This is a genomic window from Nocardia sp. NPDC003693 (assembly GCF_053981095.1).
In genome coordinates this window covers 72546-97202 of sequence record NZ_JBSFNO010000012.1, presented here as the reverse complement: position 1 = coordinate 97202, position 24657 = coordinate 72546, and the positions used below count along the sequence as shown (strand labels likewise).

The following is a 24657-nucleotide window of genomic DNA, read 5'->3' as shown; positions in this document are numbered from 1 at the left end:
GTGAAATGTTGTCTGTTGCCGTTGCCTTCTGCCCGCGGCGGTCGAGGCGGGCCTGCGGTGCGGCTTGCGGGCCGACCGGATCCGGCACCCCGCAGGTGGTTCGGTCCGTCCGGAAGCTTCGAAGCAGTTCGTTGCCGTGCGGACGGCTATCCGATCTCGCGGAACCGGGCGTCGAGGAACGCGAAGGCCGCGTAGGCGGCCAGACCGACCGCCACGACGACCAGCAGCGCGGCACCGTACGGCTGTGCCGCAAGCGTTCTGAGCGCCACGTCCAGCCCGGTCGCCTTGTCCGGCCGACTTTGCACGGCGGCCACGACTACGAGCACCCCGGCGCCCGCGTACACGCCGCCGAGTGCCGCGTGTCCGATCTGCCCGAGCCGGACGACGAGATTTTCCGTGGCCGGGCTCGCGCCGCGGAAGTCCTGCTCCGCGCGGAACCGCTTCGTCCAGCCGTGGTGGGCGATGAACAGTCCGGCGACGATGATCGCGAGCCCGATGCCGATGACGACCGGTTTGCCCCACTCCTTGCCGAGCAGGCCGCCGACGAGACCGAGTTGTGCCTGGTCGGTGGAGTTGGCCGGCTTCCCCTTCGCGAGCTTGGCCGCGCTGTAGGCGAGGTACCCGAACAGGATCGCCTCCCCGAGGTTCATGATGCGCAGCGCCTTGTCCTTACGGCTGTTCCGCGCGCCGGTGACCGCCTCGAGCACCTGCCACACCGCCGCGACCCCGAGCCCGCCGGCGATGAGCCAGAGCGCGATCGCGCCCCCGGCGTTCTCCGCCAGGCTCTGCAGCGCCCCCGTCTTGTCCGCCCTCCCGATCCCGTCGCCGTCGAGGTCGCCGACCGCGATCTGCACACAGACCCACCCCACGAGCAGGTGCACGACCCCGTACGCCACCAACCCAGCCCGCGCCACGACCTGAAACACCCTGCTCCGCGCTACTTCCCGATGAACCCGGTTGTTCATAGCCCACCACGCGCTTTCTCCTCGAGCCCGGGCCCGCCGACGTTCCGCACGCGCCACGCTGCGACGTAGGGTTCCCCCGAGCGCCGGTCCGTAACGGCCCTTCCCATGGGGGTTTTCGTGACAGGTTCGCGGCACGCGATCCGTGGCAACGGATCCCGGCGACCAGCCGTGTGGACGCTAGCCGCAGCGGGTTCCACGTCGCTGTCGCCCTTGTCGAGGCAGGATGTAGGGCGCACGAGTGGGGAGCGAGGCCTACCCGGGGGAGGACGGCGGTGGGGATCGGGCCCGGCCGGAGAGTGGCCGCCGGAGATCCTGAGCCGCAGCCGGATTCGCCGGGTGGCCGTTTTCATCGTCTGCTGGGTGTCGCACGCCTCCTGCCAGGCAAACCGTCGGTCCGGGGGCGGGTTGTCGGGCGGGGTCGTATGCTTCGGCTCTGTTCGTTTGCCGCGCGAAGAAGTTCGGTGCGGGATGGAAAGGGAGGTCCGCCGTGTCTCCAGGGCTCGGGGCGTTGAGCGCGGACGCGAACTCGCGGTCGGCTCGGCTCACCGGGGACGTGGTGTTCCGGCCCGTCTCCATCAACCCGACGCCGTTGCCGGTGCGGCTGGTTGTGAGGGCGCACCCGCACGACGCGGTCACCGCCACGGCGGTGGAAGTCGTTCGGCGGCGGACCCCGATCCTGCGGAATCAGTGGGTGGGCGTTGTGCCGAAGTATGTTTCGGTCGACCCGGAGGTGTATGCCGAGTTGGACGGGCGGGGGCGGGACGCACTGCTGGCGGTCGAGCTGTCCCGCGCGGGGCTGGGGTCGCGCTATCTCGCGGACTACCCGTCGCGGACCGCGACGTGGGACCGCTGGTTCGAACGCACGGCGAACGGCCTGCCCGCCATCGCGTTCTTCGGTGTGCTGGCGCTGGCCGCGGGTGCGATCGTGGCATCGGGGTCGGTGTTCTCGGTCGCGGGCCTGCCCGGGTTCGTGCTGCTGGTCGCCGGGTACTGGGCGATGTCGGCCAACGAGGCGCGCGGCGAGTATCTCCAGGCCGACGCGAACGCGGCCCTGTGGGTGGGCGCCGACGCGGTGCGCGCGATGCTGCTGGCGCTGCGCTCGGGCGAACAGCCGCGGTCGAGGGCCGCGGCCGTGCGCCACCGGTGGTGGGGGTTTCGCCCCGCCGCCACTTACCGGCTCAGGTCCCTGGACAAGACCTTCCCACCGCTTACCGGCTCGGCTACAGATCCCATCCCGAGGTCAGGAATTCAGCTGTAGCGCCGCCTGATTCGTCGAAGTGATCCGCGCCGAACTCGGTGGCCGGCACCATGCCCTGTTGGAGGAGTCATCGCGGGGCACCGTCCTATGGCTGGGGTGTGCCCTGGTGGAAGTAGATCTTCCACTCGCCGTCGCCCCCGAGCCAGATCGAGCTGCGCGCGGCCGTTCCCCTCGAATCGCGTGTCCGGTAGGTCACCTGGATTACGTTGGGGCCCAGCCGAACCGCCGCGACGTCGTCGATCGCGGGAGCCGCCGCGCTCTCCGCATCCATCAGGGCGAGGATCGACGCCCTGTCCCAGACCCGCCCGGACGCGCCGAACTCGCGGAACTGCGAGTGGATCAGGGCGGCGGCCGCTTCCCCGGAGCCGCGCCGCGTGCGCTGCGCCAGTTCTATCTCGGCCGCCACGACATACTCGATCTCGGGATCGTCGCTCGTGAACCGCACGACCCGAGCCTGCGCACTCGAACCCGGAGCGGCAATGGGTTTTTCGAGCGCATGGGCTCCTGTGGCTTCGATACGTCTACAGCATGGCGGCCGGGGTCGCGGCCACCAAGCCGCCGTCGACGACCAGGTCCTGGCCGTTGATGTAGGACGCCTCGGGGGAGGCGAGGAAGGCCACGGCGGCGGCCACGTCGTCGGCGGTGCCCAGGCGGGCCGCGGCCACGGTCGCGACCACCTCGGCATGGGCTGTGGGAGAGACGTTCTCGTGGAACATGGGGGTTTCGATGTAGCCGGGGCTGACCGAGTTCACCCGGATCCGGCGGGGAGCCAGGTCGGCGGCGAGGGTGTGGGCGAGGTTGTGGACGGCGGCCTTGGTGGCGGAGTAGACGGTCGCGCCGGGGATGCCCCGGTGCAGCGTCCACGATGCGTTGATGACGATGGATCCGCCGTCGGTCAGCAGCGGAAGTGCCTGCTGGACGGTGAAATACACGCCCTTGAAGTTGATCCCGACGATGTGGTCGAAGTTCTCCTCGGTCACCGCCTCGACGGGGTCGAACACACCGACCCCGGCGTTCGCGAAGACCACGTCGAGCCTGCCGAAGCGCGCGGCGATCGCCGCGAACAGCGCGGTCCGGTCGGCGCTGCTTCCGATGTCTCCGGCCACGGCGAGAACGGATTCCGCGGCACCGGTCCCCGTCAGTTCCGCCACCGCGTCGTCGAGCCGGGCCTTGTCCCGCCCGGTGATCACCACCCGCGCGCCCTCGGCGAGCAGTCGCCGCGCGGTCGCGAGCCCCATACCGCTGCTGCCGCCGGTGACGAGGGCGACGCGTTCCTGGAATCGAGAAGTGCTGTCTGTCATGCCATCCAGGGTCGCGGCTCCGCGCGCCGGCAAACAGTGTCCGGTCATCCCGGGTGTGCCACCACCAGGCTGAGCCCGTGCGGGCACCGGCGCCGCGCAGCCTCCGCCGCGCCTGAGTGCCGACAGACATCCGAACACGCTGCGGTACAACGAAGCGCTGTCGCCCCGTCCGCTCAGGCGGTAGCCGTGCTCAGCGCGAGGGTGGCGAGGCGGTCGGCGGTGCCGGTGCCGGGCCGGGGGTTGTAGAGCTCGAGGTACCAGGTCGGGTGGTCCGCCGGGGTCAGCGTGGTGGTGTCGAATTGCAGCTCCCCGGCCTCGGGATGGGTGATCGCCTTCACGGCCTGGCGCGGTGCGGCTACCTCGTGCCGGGCCCAGATCTCGCCGAAATCCGTACTGGCGGTGTGCAGGTCGCTGATCACCCGCTCGAACTCCGGATCACCGGGCAGCTGCGCGGCGTCGGCGCGGAACGCCGCGACCACCGCGGGCGCGATCGCCGCCCACTGCGGGTGCGCGGCCCGGTAGCGGTCGTTGGTGAAGAACGAGATCAGGCAGTTGTGGTCGGTCTCGTCGTAGCCGAAGACCGCGCGGGTGGCGGCGTTGATCGCGAGGATGTTCCAGTAGCGGTCGCGCAGCAGCGCCGGCCCCGCTGTCCATGCGTCGATCACCCGACGCAATTCCGGGCCGACGGGCCCGGAGCCGTGACGCACCGCGGCCGGGGGAGTGAGCCCCGCGAGGGTGAACAGATGCGCCAGCTCGGGGTCGTCCAGTTGCAGCGCCCGCCCGATCGCCCGCAGCACCGACGCCGACACGTTGATGTCGCGCCCCTGCTCGAGCCAGGTGTACCAGGAGACACCCACCCCCGCGAGCAACGCGACCTCTTCGCGCCGCAACCCCGGCGTCCGGCGGGTACCGGTCGAGACCAGCCCGACCTCGGCGGGCGTCAGCCGTGACCGGCGGGTGCGCAGGAAGTCCCGCAGTTGTTCCCGGCGCAGCTCGCGCGCCGCCTTCGATGTGCCAGCCATATCGGGCGCAACAATAGTGGCCCGGCGCTTACTCCGGCCCACCGCGCACACGACCTCCCGGCGACGCGACAGCGCCCGGCCGGTGGATACCGGCCGGGCGCTGTCGGAAGGGGGTTGCTGGCCTCAGGACACCGCGACGGTGTCGCTCTCGGCCACGACCTTGCCGAAGTCGAGCTTGACGATCTGGTCGGCGAGGTGGAAGTAGCGGTCGTCGTGGGTGATGACGATGACCGTCTTACCGCGCGCCTTGAGCTCGGCGATGATCTCGGTGTAGAACACCTCGCGAAACTTCGGATCCTGATCGGCGGCCCACTCGTCGAACAGGTAGATGGCGCGATCCTCCAGCAGCGCGGTCAGCAGGGCGAGACGCTTGCGCTGGCCCTGGGACAGGTCGATGGTCGAGAGCTTGCCGTTCTCGACGGTCACCTTGTGCGCGATCTGCAGTTCCTCGAGGTAGTGCCGCACCTCGTCGTCGATGCCCGGCCGATCGAATCCCAGGTAGTCCTCGAAGAGGTGGAAGTCGGTGAAGATGGCCGAGGCGTGCTGGCGGAACCATTCGACGTTGTCGTGATCGATGCGTTCGCCGTTGAGGGTCATCGTCCCGATGCGCGGCACGTAGAGCCCGGTGAGCAGTTTGGCGAGCGTGGACTTGCCACTGCCGTTGCCGCCCACGATGAACGACACCTGCCCGGGTTCGAAGACCAGGTCGATCGGCCCGAGCGCGAACCCCTCGCCGTTCCCCTCGAGCGGCGGATGGCCGAGCGGCGCCGGGCGCGCGTCGTGCCCGCTGTGCTCGACGAACCGGTGCCCGTTCACATCCGGCCCGGCCGGGTGCCCACCGCGATGCGGCGGCCGCCCGCCCGGATGCCCGGGATGGCCCTCGGGCCCCGCGGGATGCCCGCCCGGACCGTGCGCGCCCGCCGGATGCGCCGGCGCCCCGGCCGGATGCGCGGGAGCCTGACCCGGATGGTGCTGTGCGCCAACGGGATGTGCGCCGCCGTCGCCGGGATGCGCTGCCGCGCCGCCCTTTTCGCGGCGCGGCTGGGCCCCCGGCCGCGGCGGCCTGCCACCCGGATGCGGTCCGGTGCCGTCGGGCGCGCCCGGTGTCGGGAACGGCGCGGGCGCCTCGGACCGATACGTGTACCCGACCCCGGCGAGTTCGAGCCGCGCCGAATCGACCAGCGGCCGATCGGAGTACGGCAGCTCGTTCTCGTTGTGCATGGTCTCCATGGACAGGTTCATGCCGCGAATCTTGGCCAGCGCCACGTCACCGCGCAGCAGGTCCGGAATCCGGTGCATGAAGTTCTGCATCGGCATCGACAGGAAGGTCGTGACCAGCACGTACCCGAACATGACCGGCCCGGGCACGTTCAGCGCCTTGGCGATCACGAACAGGATCAGGCCCATCGTGGCCAGCTGCAGCAGCTGCCCCAGGCCCTGCCCGATCGAGAACTTCGACGCCGCTTCGATGTTCTGCCCGCGCAGGGTCGCCGCCGAGCCGAGCAGATGCCGGTCCATGAAGTCCCGGCGCCGGCCGCGATGCAGCTTGAGCTCCTTGATGCCCAGGGTCACGGCCTGGAAGGACCGCAGCAGCACGTCCTCGTTCTCGCGCGCCTCCTGGTAGAGCCGGCGCACCCGCTTGAGGAAGATCTCGACGCAGGCGATGCCGATCAGGGTGCCCGCCACCGTGATGGCGAAGATCGGACCCGACAGCACCAGCAGGAAGACGAAGCAGCCGACGATGGTGGCGACGTCGACCACGATGCTCGGAATCGCCGTCACCGCTTGCGACAGCGCCCGCACGTCCTCGGTCAGCGTGGCCATGAGCCGGTGCATGCCGAGCCGTTCGAGGTGCTCCAGCGGAGCCGAGACGATGCTCGAGCTCAGCTCCGCGCGCAGCCGGTAGATGGCGTCCTGCGCCAGCCGGATCAGCAGCACCTGCGACAGCACGCCGCTCACCAGGATCACCACCGCCGTGAGGGCGAAGTTCCCGACGTGCACGTACGGCGGCGGTTCGGGCGAGACGATGCCGCGGATCAGCATCACCAGGAAGGTGTTGGCGATGCCGCATACCAGGCCCGTGGCGGTGACCGCCGCGATCCGTACCCACGAAATCGAGATGAGGAATCTGATGAGTTGCATTGTTACTGCGCTCTTTCGGAACGAATGTTCGCGTCGATGCCGGCGGTTCAGTGCCGGACGATGTCGAACAGGATGCCCTCGAGCGTGACGCCGGGGGCGAAGGAGAACGCGACGCCGGTGGAGATGGGCTTGTCGGTCTCGGCCTGAGCCGCCATCTGCTCGAGCACGAAGATGAGCGAGACGCTGAGCATGTTGCCGTAGCGCGCCAGCACATCCCAGCTCACCGCGGCGGCCTGTTCGGCGTCGATGCCGAGCGACTTGGCCGACTCCTCGATGATCTTCGGGCCGCCCGGGTGGATGGCCCACAGATCGACGTCGGACTTGCGTAGCCCGTGCGCGCGCAGCATCTCGGTGATGACCGGATCCACGCCGCGGTAGATGTACTGCGGCAGGTTCTCCGACAGCTCGCAGGTGATGCCGTTGTCGTTGACGCCCAGGACGATTCCGTCCTCCGCGTCGTCGAACAGGTGGCTGAAGCCGCCGCGGATGACGATCTTGCCGGGGGCCAGCTGCTGGTGCACCTGGCCGGCGCCGATCACGACCGCGCCGCAGCCGTCGCCGAAGAGGCTGTGCGTGATGACGTCGTTGATGTCGTCGTCGAAGACCGCGTTCACCGAGCTGAGCTCGAGGCAGATCACCATGGCCTTCTTGTCCGGGTGCGCCCGAACGTAATCCACCGCGGCGCGCATGCCGTTCATGGCGGCGGCGCAGCCCATGAAGTTGATGACCATCCGGTTCACGGTGGGGGACAGCCCGAGCTGCTTGACGACCGCGACGTCGACGCCCGGCGCGATGAACCCGGTGCTGGTGACGAAGATCAGCATTCCGAGATCGGCTGCGGGGTCATCGATTCCGGCGATGGCCCGGCCCGCGACGTCGACCGCGAGCGGCACCGCGTGCTCGTAGAAAAGGTTCATGCGCTCGCGGATGGTGGCCGGCCGCTGACTGAAGGGCAGGAACTGCGGGTCCAGCGGGTCGATGGCCAGGCGGCGGGTGGTGATCCGCGTCTTCTGGTAGACCCGCGGGATGCGCGCCTGCTGAGCGGGATCGGTGAATCGCTCGGCCACCCGGCGAGCGGCCTCGGCCTGATCTACACTCGGGGCGGGCGAACCCGTTGCGATGCTTTCGATTACGCCGACGGTGGACGGCGGCGCGGGCGGCAGGACCCGCTCGACCAGCCCCTCGACCCGGTCGTAACGCTCGCTCGAGCCGTGGTGGCGGTTCAGCGCGGTGGGACGCAGGGCGCCCTCGTCAATGGTGATAGACACGAAATTACTCCCCTTCTTTCGATAAAGATATTGCGCTGCTGCGCTATTGCGTTAACGACCGGCGAAATCGATTCAGACAGTGCCGATTCCGGAGAATCCCTGCGCGGTGTAGACGACACAGGTCTTCAAGGCCGATGGCGCGAAATGCTCGCGGAAGAAGCCCCACTCCCGTTCTTTCGCTTCATCCGATGCCGAGAGAATGTACGTTCGGATCTGCTTCGGAAAGCGATCCGTGAAGAAACTCTTCGCCGGCAGCCATTCGACATCGAATTTGGCTGCCTCTTCGCGCAATACGTCCTCGGTCGCGATATTGGCGAAGCCACTGCGCTGATAGGGCAGCACATGGTGGACTCGGTGCGAGCTCAGGCCCGCGGACAGGAAGCAGTCGACGTAGCGATTGCCGATGACCTTGAGGTCGTAGGCCTGCTCGAGCTGGTTGATGCCCCAGTCCTCGGTATTGGTCTCGATGTGCTCGGTCTCCACCTCGAAGTCGTGGCTGGCCACGACGAGGAAGGTGCTGATCCACATGGTGAGCACGAATTGCAGTGCCCAGGCCCAGAAGTCGCCCGCCAGGGTGAACACGACGAGCTCGCCCACGAGCAGGAAACGCACGCCGAACGATCCGATGAAGTGCGGCAGTGCGCCGCCCCAGGTGCCGTACATGTCCTTGATGCCCACCTTGCGGGTGAGCCGGCAGACGTCCAGCAGGCGCATGATCATGCCGGTCACGGTGTGCCCGAACTTGTGCATGGTGTGCACCGGGACCCGGTACAGCCTGGGGATTCGCATCATCATGGTGAAGACGTTCTTTTTGATGTCGACTTCACTCTGGGTGTGCGGGTGGTGCAGCAGCGCGTGACCGTCGGCGGTCACGAAAGCCAGTGCGACGTAATTGAGGTCGAAGGCGTTGACCCAGATCTTGTTCATGCCCTTCTGGGCACGGTGGATCGCGTAGTGGCCGAAGCCCGCCAGTGAGCTGCGCAGCAGGACCATCGCGATCACGAAGACCGGCAACGGCATCCAGCTGGTGTCCCACAGGCGCAGGCCCTGCACCGCGAAGTACAGCACCGCGAGCGTCGCGACCACGACGTTGAAGATGGTGTCCATGCGCTTGACGCGCGCGGCCAGCACCGGATCCTTGAGCCGCTTCTTCACCTGATGCAGCAGGTCGTCTTTATTGTCGAACTGGTACTTGGGGGTATCGCGCCAGCTGTCGAAGCCTTCCTTGAAAAGGAAGTCGGGCGCGTTCGCCTTGGGGTGAATGTCCTCCGGCAGCGCCTGCCGATTGAGCGCGTATCGCTCGATCAGCTTCGCGATGCCTTCCGGATTCTTGTGGTACGAACCGATAATCGAGGTGATGTCCCGGTTCTTGGTGCGGCCGATGAAGAACTCGCCGCCGGGATGCTTGGAGATCCAGTCGCTCAGGTCGTAGGCTTTGCCGTTGTAGACCCAGACGTTCGACACCGGCGGTGGCCCCGAGGGCGGAGGTGGACGGAGTTCCCGCTCCTGCGTATCCGGGCGGTCGTTCGTCATCTCATTCCTCCATGTCTGACCGGCTGCCTGTCGGGCCGATCAGGGTTCCTAGCTACCCCTGATGCCTAACGCACACACCGCTTTCGAGCGTTGTGTGGTTATCGTGCGTGTAGCGCCTTGCATTTCACTGAATAAACGCTTGCGCCGCCGTCGAGCGGCTGTGCGATCTTGCCGGCCGGCGGGCAGTGATCTCGCCGGGCCGTGCGGGGCCGGACGCCACCGCGGCCCGAGACGACAGCCGGTCCGGGACCGCGCTCGGCAATCGTTGCCGCCGTGGCGCTTTCCCGGACCGGTGCTCCCAGGGGGAGCGGGCAGCTAGGGCCTAGCCCGCGGGCTTGACGACGTTGACGTCCTTGCCCCAGCCGGACAGCGTCAGCTTGATGTTGCCCGAATCCTTGGTGACGACGGCGCGAACCAGGTTCGGGCCGGTGCCGGGGGAGGCCTCTTCGGAGGGACGGGCCGCGACCGAGGTGGTCGGCGGCGCGACATCGGCGATCCACAGGGTGATCGGCAGGACGCCGGCCTGCTGGCCGATGCGCGGGACGACCGGGTCGATGACCGAGGCGTCGATGGTGCCGGTGACGCGGACGGTGTTCACGCCGTCGATGGTCTCGCGGGCCTCCACCTTCGGGTTCTGCACCTGCGCGATGACGTGGGCGATGCCCTTGTCCTTGTCCAGGATCACGCCCGGATCGTAGATCTTCTCGGCGGGGCCGACGGGGGCGTACTTGGAGCCGTCACCGGCGTACAGGGTCTTGTCCACCACGAGGAACTTGGTCTCGGTCCAGTTGGTGTCGCCTTCCTTGACCCGGACCTTGGCCTCGCCGACCGCCTGGCCCTCACCCTGCGGCTGGTTGGTGATGTCGGCCTTGACGTAGTCCACCGGCAGGTTGGGGATGTCGGTGACCTTCAGGTCCAGGTGGACCGACTGCAGGGTCTGGGTGGTGCGCGAGCACTCGGCCACCAGCTGGCCGCCCTCGGGGAGCGGGCCCGTGGCGGGAGCCGAAGAGGTGGTGCTGGATTCGGAGTCCGAGGTGCAGCCCGTCACCAGTGCGCCGAACAGGGCCGCCGCCGCGACCATGGCCGGGACGAGTGCCCGGCGGCGCCGATGGGAGGCGGTCCCGCGGGAAATGGAGTCAATCATGTACAACCCCCGAAGAGTTCGTGATCTCGGTATGCGGGCGGCTGCCGCCACCCGCGTCGTAGTATGCAGCACCCGAGATGCATTCCGCATGATCGGGCGGCACACCGGCATCCAACCAGGGTGGTCGCGAACGCGCCAAGGCTTTTGTCGCGGGTGTCGCGAAACCCATTCCCGGATGCTTACTTCGACGCGTCGGCGGGAATTCGGCTATCGGCTGGCAATAGCGATTTTCCAGCGCTGTCGATCGCGCCGCATTGTCGAACAGGGGCACTCCCCGGATTGCAGGCAACTGTTCGGCAATCACCATGTATCCGGACCCTCCGTTGCGTTCGTGGAAGGGGATGCGTGGGTCATGGCTCGAGCATGGCACGGCCCACCGACAGGATCGTGACGCGCGCCGCGGCGGCGCGAATGCTCTTGTGACCGAACACGTGTCCATGCTTGCGGCCGGTCCGCCCGGCGAGTAACCTGCGTCACAATCAAACTGAAACCGAATCGTACCACTTTAAGTCCGGAACGAGCGACGCAGACGAGGGAACGACAATGACGACGACCCGCCGAAACCTTTGGCGCCGAAGCGCACTCGCGGCCGGACTGTGCGCGCTCGCCGCCGCCGCGTCCCCCGCGCCCGCCCTCGCCGCCCCGGCCGGCGGCGGCGCCGAGTACGTGGCCCTCGGCGACTCGGGCGCCGCCACCACCGGTGTGCAGAAGTTCGACGCGGGCGCGCCGCTGCAGTGCATCCGATCCACTGCCAACACCCCGAAGCTGGTCGCCGCCGCCCTCGGTGTGAACCTGGACGACCGCAGCTGCAGCTCGGCGAAGATTCCGCATCTCACGACCTCGCAGGGCGCGGGCATCGCGCCGCAGTTCGACGCGCTCGGTCCGGCGACGAAGCTGGTTACCGTGCACATCGGCGCGAACGACGCCGCGATGACGACCTACATCCTGAGCTGCCACCTGGCCGGTGCGAAGCAGTGCGCCGATCCGGCGTGGGACACGAGCATCGACGCCATCGCGGGCTCGTATGCCGCCGCGCTGCAACAGATCTCGGCGCTGGCGCCGAACGCGAAGATCTACGTCGACGGCTGGCCCACCTATGTGCGCGCCGGCGGCTGCGCCGAACTGCCCGGCCTGCGCCCGCAGGACGCGGCCGTGGTGCAGCGGGCCTTCGATCGCCTCAACACCGTCGTCTCGCGCGAGGCCGCGGCCAGCGGGGCGACCTACATCGACACCCGCGCGGGATCCATCGGCCACGACATGTGCGCCGCGCCCGGCGAGCGCTGGTTCGATCCGCTGCTCGCGACCCAGACCCTGATCCCGTACCACCCCACCCTGGAAGGGATGAGCGGCGTCGCGGACATCATCGTCCGGGCCATCCGCGCGGACGCGAACTAGCGGGCGGGAGTTATCAGTAGACCGGGCCGGTGTACTTCTCGCCCGGCCCCTGGCCCGGCGCGTCGGGATGCGCCGACGCCTCGCGGAACGCGCGCTGCAGCGACTGCAGACCTTCGCGGATCGGGCCGGCGTGCGGGCCCAGGTACTCCACCGACGCGGTGACCAGACCGGCCAGCGCGGTGATGACCCGGCGCGCCTCGTCCAGATCCAGGTGCGGGCTGGTGGACGGGTCGGCCTCGCCGAGCCCGAGCTTCTCGGCCGCGGAACTCATCAGCATGACGGCCGCGCGGCTGATAACCTCGACCGCCGGGATCTCGGCCAGCTCACGCACGGCCTCGCCCTCGATGAGGTCCGATTCCCGCTCGTTCAAAGACGCCTCGCTCATGGGTAGAGCATGGCATCGAGCGGGTTGTCAATGGTCGAGGGGGCGGCCGATTCGGCGGTTCGGCCGCGGGCTGTTAGACTCTCCTGCGACGACCGCCCCGGACTCCGGTTCAGGGCATCAAGTGGAGCCCGACTCCCACCGTCTGCCGGTCTCGAACCAGGTTGGCGGTCCGGTCGCTCACCATTTTCTGGTGAGTCATCTGTGAGGGTTTGCCCTGTACAGACGTGATGCGAGTAGTTTGCGTCGCGGACCGGTCGACTCGGGCCCCGTGTTGGAGAAATACCAACCCGGGGCTTTCGTGTTGAAATTGGGGTTGCAGTTATTGCTTGCGGTCGTTGACGAACCGCTTGACCTAGGAGGCCCCATCAGCACTGAGACTCGCATCAACGATCGCATCCGCGTACCCGAGGTCCGCCTCATCGGACCGGGTGGTGAGCAGGTCGGGATCGTGCGTGTTGAAGATGCACTACGCGTCGCCATGGAGGCCGACCTCGACCTGGTCGAGGTGGCACCGGACGCGCGTCCACCCGTTTGCAAGATCATGGACTACGGCAAGTTCAAGTACGAGACCGCGCAGAAGGCGCGTGAGTCCCGGAAGAACCAGGTCCAGACCGTGATCAAGGAGCAGAAGCTCCGACCGAAGATCGACGATCACGACTACGAGACCAAGAAGCGCAACGTCGTTCGCTTCCTCGAGGCCGGATCCAAGGTCAAGGTCACGATCATGTTCCGTGGTCGTGAGCAGTCCCGGCCGGAACTCGGTTTCCGGCTGCTGCAGCGGCTGGCCTCCGACGTCGCCGATCTCGGTTTCGTCGAAACCTCGGCCAAGCAGGACGGCCGAAACATGACCATGGTCCTCGCCCCGCACAAGGGCGCGAAGACGCGGGTGAAGGCTCAGAACGAGGCCAGCTCGGCACCGCAGCGCAGCAGTGCGCCGGCGCCCGCGGCCCCGGCGCAGGCCCCGGCTCCCGAGGCCGCTCCGGCTCCGGCTGCCACCCCGCCGCAGTAATAACGAACAGCATTGGCGGAAGCGCGCTTCGGCGCGCCTCCGGCACGAGACAGATTGAGGATTCCATGCCGAAGATGAAGAAGCACAGCGGCGCCTCGAAGCGATTCAAGGTGTCCGGTGCGGGCAAGCTGCTGCGTCAGCAGGCGAACCGTCGCCACCTGCTCGAGCACAAGCCGTCCACCCGGACTCGTCGTCTGGACGGCACGGAGGTCGTCGCGAAGGCGGACGTCCCGCGCGTCAAGAAGCTGCTCGGCCTCTAAGGCCGCGTCAGCACCTCGCGTTCTCGAACGCCATCCCCGACTAACTTCGGGCGCGTATTCTGCGCCCGCCCAATCGATCAAGGACTGACAAGTGGCACGCGTCAAAAGGGCCGTCAACGCTCAGAAGAAGCGCCGTTCCGTTCTCGAGGCCTCCAAGGGCTACCGCGGCCAGCGCTCGCGGCTGTACCGCAAGGCCAAGGAACAGCAGCTGCACTCGCTCACCTACGCCTACCGCGACCGCCGCGCGCGCAAGGGTGACTTCCGCAAGCTGTGGATCGCTCGTATCAACGCCGGCGCGCGTCTGAACGACATGACCTACAACCGCTTCATCCAGGGCCTCAAGGCCGCGGGTGTCGAGGTCGACCGCAAGATCCTCGCCGAGCTGGCTGTCTCCGACGCCGCCGCGTTCGCCGGTCTGGTCGCCATCGCGAAGGCCGCGCTGCCGGCCGACGTCAACGCCCCGGCTGCGTAAGCTGCCGCTGCGTGACAACGCAACAGCATTCGGAACGACCCGTGGAAGCGCTCTCCGAGCGCAATCCGCGGGTCGTTTCCGCTGTCAAGCTGCATCGGGCGCCGGTGCGGCGCAAATCCGGCCTGTTCCTGGCCGAGGGGCCCAATTCCGTTGCGTCCGCGCTGGATACGGGTCATGTCGAGGAGCTGTTCTACTCGCTGAAGGCCGCCGGTCGCGAGACCGAACTGGTCGCGGGCGCGGCCGCCATGGGCGTGCGCACCACGCTGGTGAGCGATCGGGCCGCGGAAGCGCTCGGCGAGACGGTGACCCCGCCCGGCCTGGTCGCGGTCTGCAAGCAGATCGACGTGCCGGTGCGCGACATCCTGGCCACCGCGCCGCGGCTGCTCGCGGTTCCGGTCGCCATGTCCGACCCGGGCAACGCGGGCACGCTGATCCGCGTCGCCGACGCGGTGGGCGCGAACGGTGTCGTGCTGGCCGGCGATTCGGTCGATCCGCACAACGGCAAGAGCGTGCGCGCGGCGGCCGGGAGCCTGTTCCACGTGCCGATCGCCCGAGACCGCGATATCGAGGCCGTACTGCACGCGCTGCGCGCGGCGGGCATCACGGTGCTGGCCACCGCGGCCAAGGGGGAGGTCGACCTCGACGAGGCCGACGACATCCTGCGCGGTCCGGTCGCCTGGCTCTTCGGCAACGAGGCGCACGGGCTCGATCCCGAGATCGCCCGGCAGGCGGATCATCGCATCCGTATTCCTATCCGCGGCCGGGCCGAGAGTCTGAACCTGGCCGCGGCCGCGTCGATCTGCCTCTACGCGAGCTCGCGCGTGCAACACGCGAAGTAAGTCACACCTCGGACGGAATCCGCTCGCCGGTGGATACCGTTCGAGGGATTCACCATGGTCGTGGGCTCGGGAGGGGAGCAGGCATGCGGGTGGGACGTGGGCGTTCGCTGGTATCGGGCGGACGAGGTGTGGCGCTGACCGCGCTGCTGGGCGCCGCCGCGCTGTTGCCGGGCGCTCCGGCCGGTGCGGAGCCGGCTCCGGGGCTGGAGTGGGTGGCGTGCCCGGCTGGGTCCGGTGCCGAAAAGGCTTCGTGCGCAACGGTATCGGTGCCCAGGGACTACGCGGATCCGGACGGTCCGCGGATCGAGGTCACGGTCAGCCGGATACCGGCACTGGACCCGGCCCGCAGCCGCGGCATGCTGTTCGGCAATCCCGGCGGCCCCGGCGGTGACGCGCTGAGTTTCTGGACCGGCGCCGCCACCCGGGTGCCGCAGCTGCGTGAGTGGGATCTGATCGCGGTGCAGCCGCGCGGCCTGCGCTGGTCCACGCCGCTGCACTGCACCTCCGCGCTGGACGTCGTGCTGGTGACCGATCGGGCCGCGTGCGAGCTGGATCGGCCCGGCTATCCCGCGACCGTCACCACCGAGTCCGTCGCCCGGGACATGGACCAGGTGCGCCGGGCGCTCGCGGTGGACCGGATCGACTTCCTCGGTATTTCCTGGGGGACCTACCTCGGCGCGGTGTACGCGACCCTCTTCCCCGAGCACGTCGGCCGGATGGTGCTGGACTCCAACGTGGATCCGGACGTGAGCTGGGTCGACCAGGTGGCGGATGTGCCCGTCGGCGTGTACGAGCGGCTCGACGCGATCTTCGACTGGATCGCGGCCAACGACGCGATCTACGGGCTCGGCCCGACGCGCGCGGACGTGCTCGCGGAGTGGAAGCGTCAGTCCGCGGCGCAATCGGGCGGCTGGGGGTCGGCCACCGTCGCGGCCACCACCTTCGCCGCGTACTCCCGCAGCCAGTGGCCGTACCTGGCGCAGGGGATGCGCGAGTACCGCGACGACCCGGGCGAGACCAGGTTCCTCGATTTCCTCGCCCGCCCGCCCATCGTCGGTGATCCGACGTCCGCGTGGATGCGGGACGCCACACGCTGCAACGAGGACAGCGGGCTGAACCTCGCCGCGCTGACCGCGACCGCCGCCACCCTGCTCACCGAGACGAACCCCTACCTCCAGCAGGCGGCGGTGGTGCGGTCCGGGATCACCTGTGCCGCATGGCCGCAGACCACCCGCCGCGTGCACGTCGACGGCGCTCGCCTGGCGGTGCGCCCCCTGCTGGTGCAGAGCCGCCACGACCCGGCCACCTCCGGCGCCCCCGGCCTCGCCGCGGCCCTCGGCGGCGACATCATCTGGGTGGAGGGCGGCGACCACGGCAATTTCACCCGCCCCAATCCCGTGCTCAACACCGCTGTCCTGCGGTACCTCCGGACCGGCGAGGTCACGATCGACACGGCCCCCGAGGCCCCGATCACCTCCCCGAATCCGCCGACGGAGGTGCCCGGCTCCCGCTGAGTGGACCGGCTCGTGCCCGATCTCGGGAACCGTGATGGCGGGGCAAACGCACCGCCGCCACGGTGTGGGTCAGTTGCCGGGCTCGATCAGCTGGATGTCGAGCTCGATCTCGATGGTGTCGCTCACCAGCATGGTCGGGATGCCGGGGGCGATCCCGAACGCGCTGCGGTCGATCGTGCCCCGGGCGGCGAAGCCGGCGTGGTTCTTGTTGTCGAGCGGGAACAGTTGCACCCCACCCCATTCCACGTGCAGGGTGACCGGCTTGCTGACGTCGCCGATCGTGCTGAGGCCGGTGACGTCGAACTCGTCGGTGATGGCCACCGGCTCGGGCACCCGGAAGGTCAGGTGCGGGATCTTGGTGACATCGAGGATGTCGGCGCCGCGCACGTAGTTGTCGCGGAACTCGTTGCCGGTGTCGAAGGAGTCGAAGTAGACGGTGGCCTCGATCGCGGCGGCGCCGTCCTGATCCACCACGAAGGCGGCGTCGAAATGGTTGAACCGGCCCCGGACCTTCGAGATGCCGAGATGCTTGACGGTGAAGTGCACCGCCGAATGCGCGGTGTCCAGGGTCCAGGCGCCGGGGGCGATGAGTGTCTGCTGCGAGGTCGTCATGGCGCACAGACTAGGCGGCGTCCATACCCCTGCCCCGCAACGTATCCCGCGTGTTTCCGCAGCTCGCCGGGTATGTCCGGGTCTGCGGGTGCCCCGTCGGCTGTCCGCCTCGGCGCGGGCCTGGGCTACTCGCGGGTAGGGTACTGCGGTGAGTGATTCAACGCGTGTCTACACCAGAATCTTCGTCCGGACGGCCCCGCTGTTCGGTGTTCTCATGGCCGGCTACAGCGCGATCCTCGGGGTCGGGCTCGGCGGCGCCGTCGTGGTGGGCGTGGTCGGCGGACTGCTGTTCGGGGCGATCATGTCGTTGCTGCTGGGCACGATCAACATTCGTTCGGCGCGCCGGATCGGCGGCGAGGCCGCCACGAACGCGCCGGTCCGCCAGCAGGTCTCGACGGTTCTGAGCGCGGAACCGCCCGCGGTGTTCGAAGCCGTGGACCATCTCATCCAGGGCTCCGGCGCGCGGGTCACCCGGCGCGACACGATCGCGGGCCGGATCGAGGCTCGCACGGGGTTCTCCTGGAAGAGCTGGGGGGAACGGCTTTCCGCGACCGTGTTGTCCCTGGGCGACGGCCGCACCGAGGTGCGTATCGAGAGCCGGCCGGCCTTCCCGGGCACGGTCGTCGACTACGGCAAGAACCTGCAGAACGTCCGGCAGCTCGAGCAGGGACTGCGGGGGCTGTTCCCGGGGGAGTGAACGGGGGATGTAGATAGCCGGATCGTTGCCCTTAGGCTTGCGCGGTGACTTCGCCCAGTACCTTGCGCTCCGGTGCGCTCTCCCTCGCATCCAGTGTGGTGATCGGGGTGGCGTCGGCGGGACCCGCCTACAGCATCACCGCGACCCTGGGCCTGGTGGTGGTGGCCGTGGGGGCGCAGGCGCCGGTGATCGTGCTGCTGGCCTTCGTGCCCATGCTGCTGGTGGCCATCGGGTATCGGGAACTCAATGCGGTGGAACCGGATCCGGGCACCACGTTCGTCTGGGCGACGCGGGCGTTCGGGCCCTTCGCGGGGTGGATGTCCGGGTGGGCGATCGTGGTGTCGGATCTGCTGGTGATGGCGAGCCTGGCGCAGATCAGTTCGCAGTACACCTTCCATCTGTTCGGGGCGCACGGGATCGGGGCGGACGCGACCAGCGGCTGGGTGCTGTTGCTGGGGATTGCCTATCTGGTCGTGATGACCCTGGTCGCGCTGTACGGGATCGATGTGTCGGCGCGGCTGCAGTCGTGGCTGCTGACCGTCGAATTCGGCATGCTGGTGGTGTTCTCGGTGGTGGCGCTGGTGCGGGTGGGGCTCGGGCACGCGCCGTCCGGGTCGAGTTCGCCGCACCGGTCGTGGTTCAACCCGTTCGAACTGGGGTCGTTCTCGGACTTCGTGACGGCCATGCTGCTCATGGTGTTCATCTACTGGGGCTGGGATTCGGCGGTCGCGGTGAATCAGGAGACGGTGGATCCGCGGCGCACGCCCGGGCGGGCCGCGGTGCTGTCGACGATTACGCTGGTCGCGCTGTATCTGCTGGTGACGGTGGCGAGTCAGGCGTTCGCGGGGATCGGGACCGACGGGCTGGGGCTGGCCAATCCCGACCACGTCGACGACGTGCTCGGCGCGCTGGGCGCCGCGGTGTTCGGGGACGGGGCCGTCGGCACGGTCCTGGTGCACCTGCTGTTCCTGATGGTCCTGACCTCCGCGGCCGCCTCCACCCAGACCACGATCCTGCCCACCGCCCGCGCCACCTATTCGATGGCGCTGCACCATGCGTTGCCCGCCGCCTTCGGGCGTGTCCATCCGCGCTTCCGGACGCCCTCGTTCTCCACGATCGTGTTCGGCGCGGCCTCGGTGGTGCTGTACGTGGCGCTCAATTTCGCCTCGGGCGGGCGTCTGATCGCGCAGGCGGTGACGGCGATCGGCATCTCCATCGGCGTGTACTACGGCCTCACCGGGCTCAGTTGCGCGTGGCTGTATCGCGGTCGATTCGGTTCCAGCCCAGGGGCTTTCGTCGTGCGCGGGGTGCTGCCCGCGCTGGGCGGCTGCGCGCTGCTGTTCGCTGCGGCCTGGACCGCGGTGACCTCGTGGTGGGTGGAGGACGAGGGCTCGTCGTGGCAGGTGCCGTTCCCGCCGCACTGGGAGATCGGCGCGACCTTCCTGCTGGGCGTGGGCACCCTGCTGCTCGGCGTGCCCATCTATCTGATCCTGGCCAGGGTCATGCCGCCGTTCTTCCGCGGCGAGGTCCTGGCTCGTGCCCTGCCCGAGCCGACCGAGCGGATCATCGAGGCGGACGCGCCCGCGCAGGTTTGAGCCGTAGCGCCGGGGTCCGGCCCGGAAAGCTCAGTCCCCGTTCGATTCCAGGTCGGACAGCATCTCCTGCGCCCAGGGCGCGGGCACCGCGTCGGGGCCGACCACCTGCATGGCGGTCAGGTCGGTGAGCAGCATTCCGGTGGCGATGAACCGGCGCACCTCCGCCACCGACGCCCCGGTCGCCTCGCGCGCGAGGTCGTAGATCCGCCCGAATCGCGCCCGGACCTCGTTGCCGATCTCCGGGTCCGCGCTGGCCGCGAACCCGTGCAACAGCATGAGCGGCCGGGTCCGGTCGGTGAGGAAGATGTTGTAGCTCTGCCCCATGGCGTACAACTTCTCCTCGGGCGTCGCGGTGGCCGGCGCCTGCTCGACCGCCGTCCGGAAGACCTCCTCGATCCGGTCGCAACTGAGCCGCAGCGCGGCCAGGAACAGCTGCTGCTTGGTCCCGAAGAGCCGGATCACGTACGGCTGCGACACCCCCGCCCGCCGTGCGATCTCGTCGGTTTTCGTTGCGGCGTAACCGGATTCGGCGAACGCGGACAGGGCGGCCTCGAGCACCTGCTCGCCGCGCTCACTGGCGGTCATTCGCGTTCGGGTGGTCCTCATGGCCGGCCGGGCTCCTCGTCACTGGGTTGGTCCTCGCCCGACCATGTTATCAGTCAATGCATACTTGCCGGTCGAGGCCGCCGTCACCGCTCGAGTGAGGTGATGAGCAGGTAGCGCCCGTTGCCACGCCGCTCGGTCTCCTCGCAGACACAGACGTCCAGTGTGGTGGGCGGGGTGAGGGTGCTCAGGTCGATGGCCAGCGCGTCGTCGGGGAGGTCGGTGAAGTATCGATGTTCCTGCGGGGGCAACCCGGTGGTGAGTTCGCGATACGGCACGGCCATCGCGTGCGGGCTCGGGCGATCCCAGACGTAGAGCGCGTCGGCCAGATGGGGATTGTAGTTTTCCAGGATGTACTCGTTCGCCCAGCGTGATTGGCGGTCCGCGATCGGTTCCAGCGGTGTGGCGGAGATGCCCATGATCAGCGCGACCCACCAGTCGAAGAGCGAACGAGCCTGGTAGGCGACGATATCGTCGCTGGCATCCGGGGAACTGCCGAAAATCGGACCCCAGTGGCCGGTGTCGCGATCGATGTCGACGAAGTAGTGGTCGCCGGATCCGCCGCTCATGTGGAATTGCAGGCACGAGTTTCGCGGGCCGCTGTCCCAATCGCCTCCGAGTGAGTCCACCCAGGACGGCGGTTCCCCCGGTTTCCGGTGTTCGTTACCCGGGCCGAAGTACTCGTCCTCCACCAGGAATCCGCCGATCTTTCGTAACAGCGCCCGTTCCGGCTCGGGTACCGGAACGGGAAAATCGTCGAGTTCGGTATCGGTGAAGCCTGCGAACAGGCGTATTTTGTCGGATCGGCGCTCGGCCAGCGCTTCGAGCGCGGTGTACAACTCGTCGATATCGACCGTCATTCGGTTCCCCCCAAATGCCTTCGTGGACTGACTCTTTCCGAGTTTAGCGAGCAACTCGGACAATCCTGGCGGGGTGGAATCCCTCGCCCTAGCGCTCGGGTTTGGTGATCAGCAGGAAGCGGCCGTTGGCTCGGCGCTCGCTGTGCTCGGAGACCCGGACGTCCAGGAGGGCGGGCGGGGTCACGGCGTCCAGGTCGATGGCCAGGGTGTCGTCGGGCAGGTCGGTGAAGTGCTGGCGCTCTTCGGGATCCAGGTCGCCTACCAGGTCGGTGACGGGGACCGGCTTGGCCTCGGAGTGGCGGTGGTCCCAGGGGTAGAGGGCGGCGGCCAGGTGGGGGTTCTCGTTGTCCAGGACGTCGTCGAACTCGTAGTCCTCGTCGGGGGGAGTGGCGTCGATCCCGGCGGCCAGGGCCGTCCACCACTCGACCAGGGAGCGGGCCTGCAGGGCCAGGGTGGCGTCGAAGTCGGGGGAGCTGCCCAGGATCGGACCCCAGTGGCCGGTCTCGCGGTCGATGTCCACGAAGTAGTGGTCGCCCGAGCCGCGAGCCATATACAGCTGCAGCGCCGAACCTTTCGGCCCGGTGTCGGACTCCCCGCCGACCGCGCCCTCCCAGCTCGGCGGCTCGTCCAGCGCCCGCCGCTCGTGCCCCGGCCCGAAGTACTCGCCCTCCACCAGTAACCCGCCGACCTGCCGTAGCAGCGACCGCTCCGGCTCGGCCACCGGCACCGGAAACGCGTCGAGCTCGCTGTCGCTGAACCCGGAGAACAACTGCACCACGTCGGACCGCTGCTCGGCCAGTGCCCGCAGTTTGGTTACGAGTTCTTCGACGACGGTGGTCATTGGAATCACCCCAAACATGTTCGTGGACTTGTGGTTGCCGAGCCTATCGGGTGTGGACGGGGGATGTGGGGCGAGTCGCGGGTGTAGGGAATCCCGCGCTCGGGTGTGGCGCGAGGAATCGAGCGACCGCTTCGACGCCGGGTCCAACGCCGGTCGCCTGTTGACTTGTTATCAGTGGATGCATACTCTCTAGTTATCAGTCGATAACAACAAGGGTTGGTCATGACTTCGACACTCGAAAAGTCCTCGGGGGCAACGGCGGACGGCAAGCCGCCGCGGTCCCTGGCCGCGGTGCTGGTCGCCGTGGGTATTCCGATGTTCATGGTGACGCTGGACAACCTGGTGGTCACCAACGCGCTGCCGGTGATCCGGACCGAGCTCGGCGCCTCGCTGTCGGACCTGCAGTGGTTCGTCAACGCCTACACGCTCTCGTTCGCCTCGCTGATCCTGACCGCGTCGGCGCTCGGCGACCGCATCGGGCGGCGCCGGCTCTTCCTGATCGGCATCGCGGTGTTCACCGCGGCGTCGGCGGCCTGCGCGGTGGCCAGTGAGCCGTGGATGCTGATCGCGGCGCGGGCGGTGCAGGGGCTGGGGGCGGCGGCGGTGCTGCCGCTGTCACTGCCGCTGCTGTCCGCGGCGGTGCCGGAGAAGATGCGCAGCGCGGCCATCGGCATCTGGGGCGGCATCGCCGGACTCGGCGTCGCGCTCGGCCCGGTCGTGGGCGGTGCGGTCGTGGACGGGCTGAGCTGGCAGTGGATCTTCTGGCTGAACGTGCCGATCGGCATTCTGGCGCTCCCGTTCGTCGCCCGGGTGCTCGATGAATCCTTCGGCAGCACACGGCGTTTGGACATCGCCGGTCTGCTGCTGTCGGCCGGCGGCGTGCTCGCGGTGGTGTGGGGCGTCATTCACGGCGCGGACGACGGCTGGACCTCGGCCCCGGTGCTCGGCGGATTGCTCGGCGGCGCGGCGCTTTTCGCGGCCTTCATCGTGTGGGAGCGCCGCACCCCGGACCCGATGCTGCCGCTGCGCCTGTTCGCCGATCGCGGCTTCAGCCTGATCAACACCACCATGCTCACCTTCTCGGTCGGCGTCTTCGGCTCGATCTTCCTGCTGGCCCAGTTCTTCCAGGTCGTCAAGGGCTACAGCCCCTTCGAGGCCGGGGTGCGCACGATGCCCTGGACGATGGCCCCGATGGTCGTGGCCCCGCTCGCCGGGCTGTTCGTCGACCGGGTCGGCCCGCGCGTGCTGGTCGCCACCGGCCAGGTCCTGCTCGCCGGTGCGCTCGGCTGGATGGCGCTGATCACCAGCACCGATGTCGCCTACGGCTCGCTGGTGCTGCCGTTCATCATGGGCGGCGTCGGCATGGGCCTGACCTTCGCGCCCGCCGCGACGGTCGTCATGTCCAGCGCGAGCGCGGCCGATCAGGGGATGGCCTCGGGTGCCAACAGCACGATTCGCGAAGTGGGCGTGGCCCTGGGTGTGGCGATCCTGGCCTCGGTGTTCGCCTCGCACGGCTCCTACACCGACCCGCAGAGCTACGTCGACGGCCTGATCCCCGCGGTCTGGGTCGGCGCGAGCATCGTCGCCGTCGGCGCGGTCGTCGCGGCGTTCCTGCCGGGTCGCCGGGCGACGGGTGAGAAGGCCGCGGGTACGGCTGCGTTCGCGCACTGAACCGGCATCGGTGTTGTTCGGCCCGTCCGGCACTCGCCGGGCGGGCTGCCCCCACGCCGCCGGGACCCGCGCTGCCTGGGGGAAAACGATGTGAAGTGGGCTGAGTACAACGACTACGATTCGACCAGCAAGAATGGGGGCGGCAAACCGCCCGACCCGTACCAGCCAGGGGAGTGACGAACCATCGTGGCCGACGACATCGACCGTGCCGAGCAGAGTGTGGCGTTGACCGAGGAATCCCTCGCCGCCGCCGCGGAGGCCGCTGAGAAGGCGTTCGCCGCTGCCGCCGACCTGGAGGCGCTCGCGAGCGCCAAGACCGAGCACATGGGCGGCAAGTCGCCGATCTCGCTGGCGCAGCGCTCGCTGGGCACGCTGCCCAAGGACCAGAAGGCCGACGCGGGCAAGCTCGTCAACGTGGCCCGCCAGCGGGTGTCGCAGGCGTACGAGGCCCGCAACGCCGAACTGCTCGCCGAGCGCGACGCCGCCGTGCTGGTCGCCGAGGCCATCGACGTGACCGTGACCGCCCGCCGCGCCGCGCCCGGCGCGCGTCACCCCATCGCCGTGCTCTCCGAGCGCGTGGCCGACGTCTTCGTCGGTATGGGCTGGGAGGTCGCCGAGGGGCCCGAGGTCGAGACCGAGCACTTCAACTTCGACGCCCTGAACTTCCTGCCCGACCACCCCGCGCGCACGATGCAGGACACCTTCCACATCGCGCCCGAGGGCTCGCGGCAGGTGCTGCGCACCCACACCTCCCCGGTGCAGGTGCGGTCCATGCTCACGCGCGAGCTGCCGATCTACGTGGTGTGCCCGGGCCGCACCTTCCGCACCGACGAGCTCGACGCCACCCACACCCCGGTCTTCTCGCAGATCGAGGGTCTGGCCATCGACAAGGGCCTGACCATGGCGCACCTCAAGGGCACCCTGGACTCCTTCGCCCGCTCGCTCTTCGGCCCGAACACCACCACCCGCATGCGGCCGAGCTTCTTCCCCTTCACCGAGCCCTCGGCCGAGGTCGACGTGTGGTTCGAGGACAAGAAGGGCGGCCCGGGCTGGGTCGAGTGGGGCGGCTGCGGCATGGTCAACCCGAAGGTGCTCATCGCCAGTGGGATCGATCCGGAGGAGTACTCCGGATTCGCGTTCGGCATGGGTCTGGAGCGCACCCTGCAGTTCCGCAACGGACTGCCGGACATGCGCGACATCGTCGAGGGCGACGTGCGCTTCACGCTGCCCTTCGGCATCCAGTCCTAGCCCACCATCCCATCCCCTGAACA

25 protein-coding genes are annotated in these 24657 nt (G+C 68.7%); 11 read left to right on the top strand and 14 right to left on the bottom strand.

Going from position 1 to position 24657, the window contains the following annotated elements; all coding sequences use genetic code 11:
• Positions 1-146: 146 nt before the first annotated feature.
• Entirely contained in the window at positions 147-914 is a 768-nt protein-coding gene (locus ACWDOP_RS15915) for a DUF1206 domain-containing protein (protein WP_456345671.1), read from the bottom strand.
• A 538-nt stretch (positions 915-1452) separates the two neighbouring features.
• Between ACWDOP_RS15915 and ACWDOP_RS15910 the strand changes: the two genes are divergently transcribed.
• Positions 1453-2223: a hypothetical protein gene (locus ACWDOP_RS15910; protein ID WP_456345670.1), complete on the top strand. Its 771-nt coding sequence runs from the start codon at positions 1453-1455 to the stop codon at positions 2221-2223.
• Between the two features lie 85 nt (positions 2224-2308).
• Here the strand turns inward: ACWDOP_RS15910 and ACWDOP_RS15905 are convergent, their stop codons facing one another.
• The 8 genes from ACWDOP_RS15905 to ACWDOP_RS15870 form a co-directional block, all read right to left on the bottom strand.
• Positions 2309-2668: a nuclear transport factor 2 family protein gene (locus ACWDOP_RS15905; RefSeq protein ID WP_456345669.1), complete on the bottom strand. Its 360-nt coding sequence runs from the start codon at positions 2666-2668 to the stop codon at positions 2309-2311.
• 76 nt (positions 2669-2744) lie between these two features.
• Entirely contained in the window at positions 2745-3524 is a 780-nt protein-coding gene (locus ACWDOP_RS15900) for an SDR family NAD(P)-dependent oxidoreductase (RefSeq protein WP_456345668.1), read from the bottom strand.
• Positions 3525-3697: 173 nt separating this feature from the next.
• Positions 3698-4546, bottom strand: coding sequence for a helix-turn-helix transcriptional regulator (locus ACWDOP_RS15895; protein WP_456345667.1), 849 nt, complete (start codon positions 4544-4546; stop codon positions 3698-3700).
• A gap of 123 nt (positions 4547-4669) precedes the next feature.
• Positions 4670-6688: an ATP-binding cassette domain-containing protein gene (locus ACWDOP_RS15890; RefSeq protein WP_456345666.1), complete on the bottom strand. Its 2019-nt coding sequence runs from the start codon at positions 6686-6688 to the stop codon at positions 4670-4672.
• Between the two features lie 47 nt (positions 6689-6735).
• On the bottom strand, positions 6736-7866 hold the full coding sequence (locus ACWDOP_RS15885) for a type III polyketide synthase (RefSeq protein WP_456345745.1): 1131 nt from the start codon (positions 7864-7866) through the stop codon (positions 6736-6738).
• A gap of 162 nt (positions 7867-8028) precedes the next feature.
• Positions 8029-9489: a fatty acid desaturase gene (locus ACWDOP_RS15880; RefSeq protein ID WP_454203827.1), complete on the bottom strand. Its 1461-nt coding sequence runs from the start codon at positions 9487-9489 to the stop codon at positions 8029-8031.
• Between the two features lie 322 nt (positions 9490-9811).
• A complete protein-coding gene (locus tag ACWDOP_RS15875; protein WP_454203828.1) occupies positions 9812-10633 on the bottom strand; it encodes an LppX_LprAFG lipoprotein in 822 nt (273 codons plus the stop codon).
• Complete coding sequence (locus tag ACWDOP_RS15870) at positions 10626-10940, bottom strand: hypothetical protein (protein ID WP_456345665.1); 315 nt, start codon at positions 10938-10940, stop codon at positions 10626-10628. The genes ACWDOP_RS15875 and ACWDOP_RS15870 overlap by 8 nt, the downstream gene beginning before the upstream one ends.
• 236 nt (positions 10941-11176) lie before the next feature.
• Between ACWDOP_RS15870 and ACWDOP_RS15865 the strand changes: the two genes are divergently transcribed.
• Positions 11177-12028, top strand: a complete 852-nt coding sequence (locus ACWDOP_RS15865; protein ID WP_456345664.1) for an SGNH/GDSL hydrolase family protein — start codon at positions 11177-11179, stop codon at positions 12026-12028.
• A gap of 13 nt (positions 12029-12041) precedes the next feature.
• Here the strand turns inward: ACWDOP_RS15865 and ACWDOP_RS15860 are convergent, their stop codons facing one another.
• Positions 12042-12413, bottom strand: coding sequence for a DUF1844 domain-containing protein (locus tag ACWDOP_RS15860; protein WP_454203831.1), 372 nt, complete (start codon positions 12411-12413; stop codon positions 12042-12044).
• Positions 12414-12726: 313 nt separating this feature from the next.
• Between ACWDOP_RS15860 and infC the strand changes: the two genes are divergently transcribed.
• The 5 genes from infC (at position 12727) to ACWDOP_RS15835 (ending at position 16507) form a co-directional block, all read left to right on the top strand.
• Complete coding sequence (infC, locus tag ACWDOP_RS15855; protein WP_454203911.1) at positions 12727-13422, top strand: translation initiation factor IF-3; 696 nt, start codon at positions 12727-12729, stop codon at positions 13420-13422.
• Positions 13423-13487: 65 nt separating this feature from the next.
• The gene (rpmI, locus tag ACWDOP_RS15850; RefSeq protein ID WP_354987826.1) at positions 13488-13682 is read left to right on the top strand and encodes a 50S ribosomal protein L35; all 195 of its coding nucleotides are present in this window, start codon (positions 13488-13490) and stop codon (positions 13680-13682) included.
• Positions 13683-13773: 91 nt separating this feature from the next.
• Positions 13774-14154: a 50S ribosomal protein L20 gene (gene rplT / locus ACWDOP_RS15845; RefSeq protein WP_354987827.1), complete on the top strand. Its 381-nt coding sequence runs from the start codon at positions 13774-13776 to the stop codon at positions 14152-14154.
• Between the two features lie 41 nt (positions 14155-14195).
• Positions 14196-14993, top strand: coding sequence for a TrmH family RNA methyltransferase (locus tag ACWDOP_RS15840; protein ID WP_456345744.1), 798 nt, complete (start codon positions 14196-14198; stop codon positions 14991-14993).
• Positions 14994-15076: 83 nt separating this feature from the next.
• Positions 15077-16507 carry an alpha/beta fold hydrolase gene (locus ACWDOP_RS15835; protein WP_456345663.1) on the top strand — a complete coding sequence of 477 codons (1431 nt, stop codon included), beginning with the start codon at positions 15077-15079 and terminating at the stop codon, positions 16505-16507.
• A 69-nt stretch (positions 16508-16576) separates the two neighbouring features.
• On the opposite strand, the gene ACWDOP_RS15830 is transcribed toward ACWDOP_RS15835, so the two are convergent.
• Positions 16577-17119: a YceI family protein gene (locus ACWDOP_RS15830; protein ID WP_454203833.1), complete on the bottom strand. Its 543-nt coding sequence runs from the start codon at positions 17117-17119 to the stop codon at positions 16577-16579.
• A 148-nt stretch (positions 17120-17267) separates the two neighbouring features.
• Here ACWDOP_RS15830 and ACWDOP_RS15825 point away from each other — a divergent pair, with 148 nt between their 5' ends.
• Both ACWDOP_RS15825 and ACWDOP_RS15820 read left to right on the top strand, forming a co-directional pair.
• Positions 17268-17816 carry a hypothetical protein gene (locus ACWDOP_RS15825; RefSeq protein WP_456345662.1) on the top strand — a complete coding sequence of 183 codons (549 nt, stop codon included), beginning with the start codon at positions 17268-17270 and terminating at the stop codon, positions 17814-17816.
• 44 nt (positions 17817-17860) lie between these two features.
• Positions 17861-19411 carry an APC family permease gene (locus tag ACWDOP_RS15820; RefSeq protein ID WP_456345661.1) on the top strand — a complete coding sequence of 517 codons (1551 nt, stop codon included), beginning with the start codon at positions 17861-17863 and terminating at the stop codon, positions 19409-19411.
• Between the two features lie 30 nt (positions 19412-19441).
• Here ACWDOP_RS15820 and ACWDOP_RS15815 read toward each other — a convergent pair whose 3' ends face one another.
• The 3 genes from ACWDOP_RS15815 to ACWDOP_RS15805 form a co-directional block, all read right to left on the bottom strand.
• Positions 19442-20017, bottom strand: coding sequence for a TetR/AcrR family transcriptional regulator (locus tag ACWDOP_RS15815; RefSeq protein WP_456345660.1), 576 nt, complete (start codon positions 20015-20017; stop codon positions 19442-19444).
• 83 nt (positions 20018-20100) lie between these two features.
• A complete protein-coding gene (locus ACWDOP_RS15810) occupies positions 20101-20874 on the bottom strand; it encodes a hypothetical protein (protein ID WP_456345659.1) in 774 nt (257 codons plus the stop codon).
• Between the two features lie 88 nt (positions 20875-20962).
• Positions 20963-21715: a hypothetical protein gene (locus ACWDOP_RS15805; protein WP_456345658.1), complete on the bottom strand. Its 753-nt coding sequence runs from the start codon at positions 21713-21715 to the stop codon at positions 20963-20965.
• A 222-nt stretch (positions 21716-21937) separates the two neighbouring features.
• On the opposite strand from ACWDOP_RS15805, the gene ACWDOP_RS15800 reads away from it, so the two are divergent.
• A complete protein-coding gene (locus ACWDOP_RS15800) occupies positions 21938-23386 on the top strand; it encodes an MFS transporter (RefSeq protein ID WP_456345657.1) in 1449 nt (482 codons plus the stop codon).
• A 186-nt stretch (positions 23387-23572) separates the two neighbouring features.
• Positions 23573-24634, top strand: a complete 1062-nt coding sequence (pheS, locus tag ACWDOP_RS15795) for a phenylalanine--tRNA ligase subunit alpha (protein ID WP_456345656.1) — start codon at positions 23573-23575, stop codon at positions 24632-24634.
• The last annotated feature ends 23 nt before the right edge of the window (positions 24635-24657 follow it).

Coding starts and splice junctions, on each gene's coding strand:
- ACWDOP_RS15895 (WP_456345667.1), bottom strand. CDS start 4,546: ATGGCTGGCACATCGAAGGCGGCGCGCGAGCTGCGCCGGGAACAACTG.
- ACWDOP_RS15870 (WP_456345665.1), bottom strand. CDS start 10,940: ATGGTGATTGCCGAACAGTTGCCTGCAATCCGGGGAGTGCCCCTGTTC.
- ACWDOP_RS15860 (WP_454203831.1), bottom strand. CDS start 12,413: ATGAGCGAGGCGTCTTTGAACGAGCGGGAATCGGACCTCATCGAGGGC.
- ACWDOP_RS15815 (WP_456345660.1), bottom strand. CDS start 20,017: ATGAGGACCACCCGAACGCGAATGACCGCCAGTGAGCGCGGCGAGCAG.
- ACWDOP_RS15805 (WP_456345658.1), bottom strand. CDS start 21,715: ATGACCACCGTCGTCGAAGAACTCGTAACCAAACTGCGGGCACTGGCC.
- ACWDOP_RS15800 (WP_456345657.1), top strand. CDS start 21,938: ATGACTTCGACACTCGAAAAGTCCTCGGGGGCAACGGCGGACGGCAAG.
- ACWDOP_RS15810 (WP_456345659.1), bottom strand. CDS start 20,874: ATGACGGTCGATATCGACGAGTTGTACACCGCGCTCGAAGCGCTGGCC.
- ACWDOP_RS15875 (WP_454203828.1), bottom strand. CDS start 10,633: ATGATTGACTCCATTTCCCGCGGGACCGCCTCCCATCGGCGCCGCCGG.
- ACWDOP_RS15880 (WP_454203827.1), bottom strand. CDS start 9,489: ATGACGAACGACCGCCCGGATACGCAGGAGCGGGAACTCCGTCCACCT.
- ACWDOP_RS15900 (WP_456345668.1), bottom strand. CDS start 3,524: ATGACAGACAGCACTTCTCGATTCCAGGAACGCGTCGCCCTCGTCACC.
- ACWDOP_RS15865 (WP_456345664.1), top strand. CDS start 11,177: ATGACGACGACCCGCCGAAACCTTTGGCGCCGAAGCGCACTCGCGGCC.
- ACWDOP_RS15830 (WP_454203833.1), bottom strand. CDS start 17,119: ATGACGACCTCGCAGCAGACACTCATCGCCCCCGGCGCCTGGACCCTG.
- rpmI (WP_354987826.1), top strand. CDS start 13,488: ATGCCGAAGATGAAGAAGCACAGCGGCGCCTCGAAGCGATTCAAGGTG.
- ACWDOP_RS15835 (WP_456345663.1), top strand. CDS start 15,077: ATGCGGGTGGGACGTGGGCGTTCGCTGGTATCGGGCGGACGAGGTGTG.
- ACWDOP_RS15890 (WP_456345666.1), bottom strand. CDS start 6,688: ATGCAACTCATCAGATTCCTCATCTCGATTTCGTGGGTACGGATCGCG.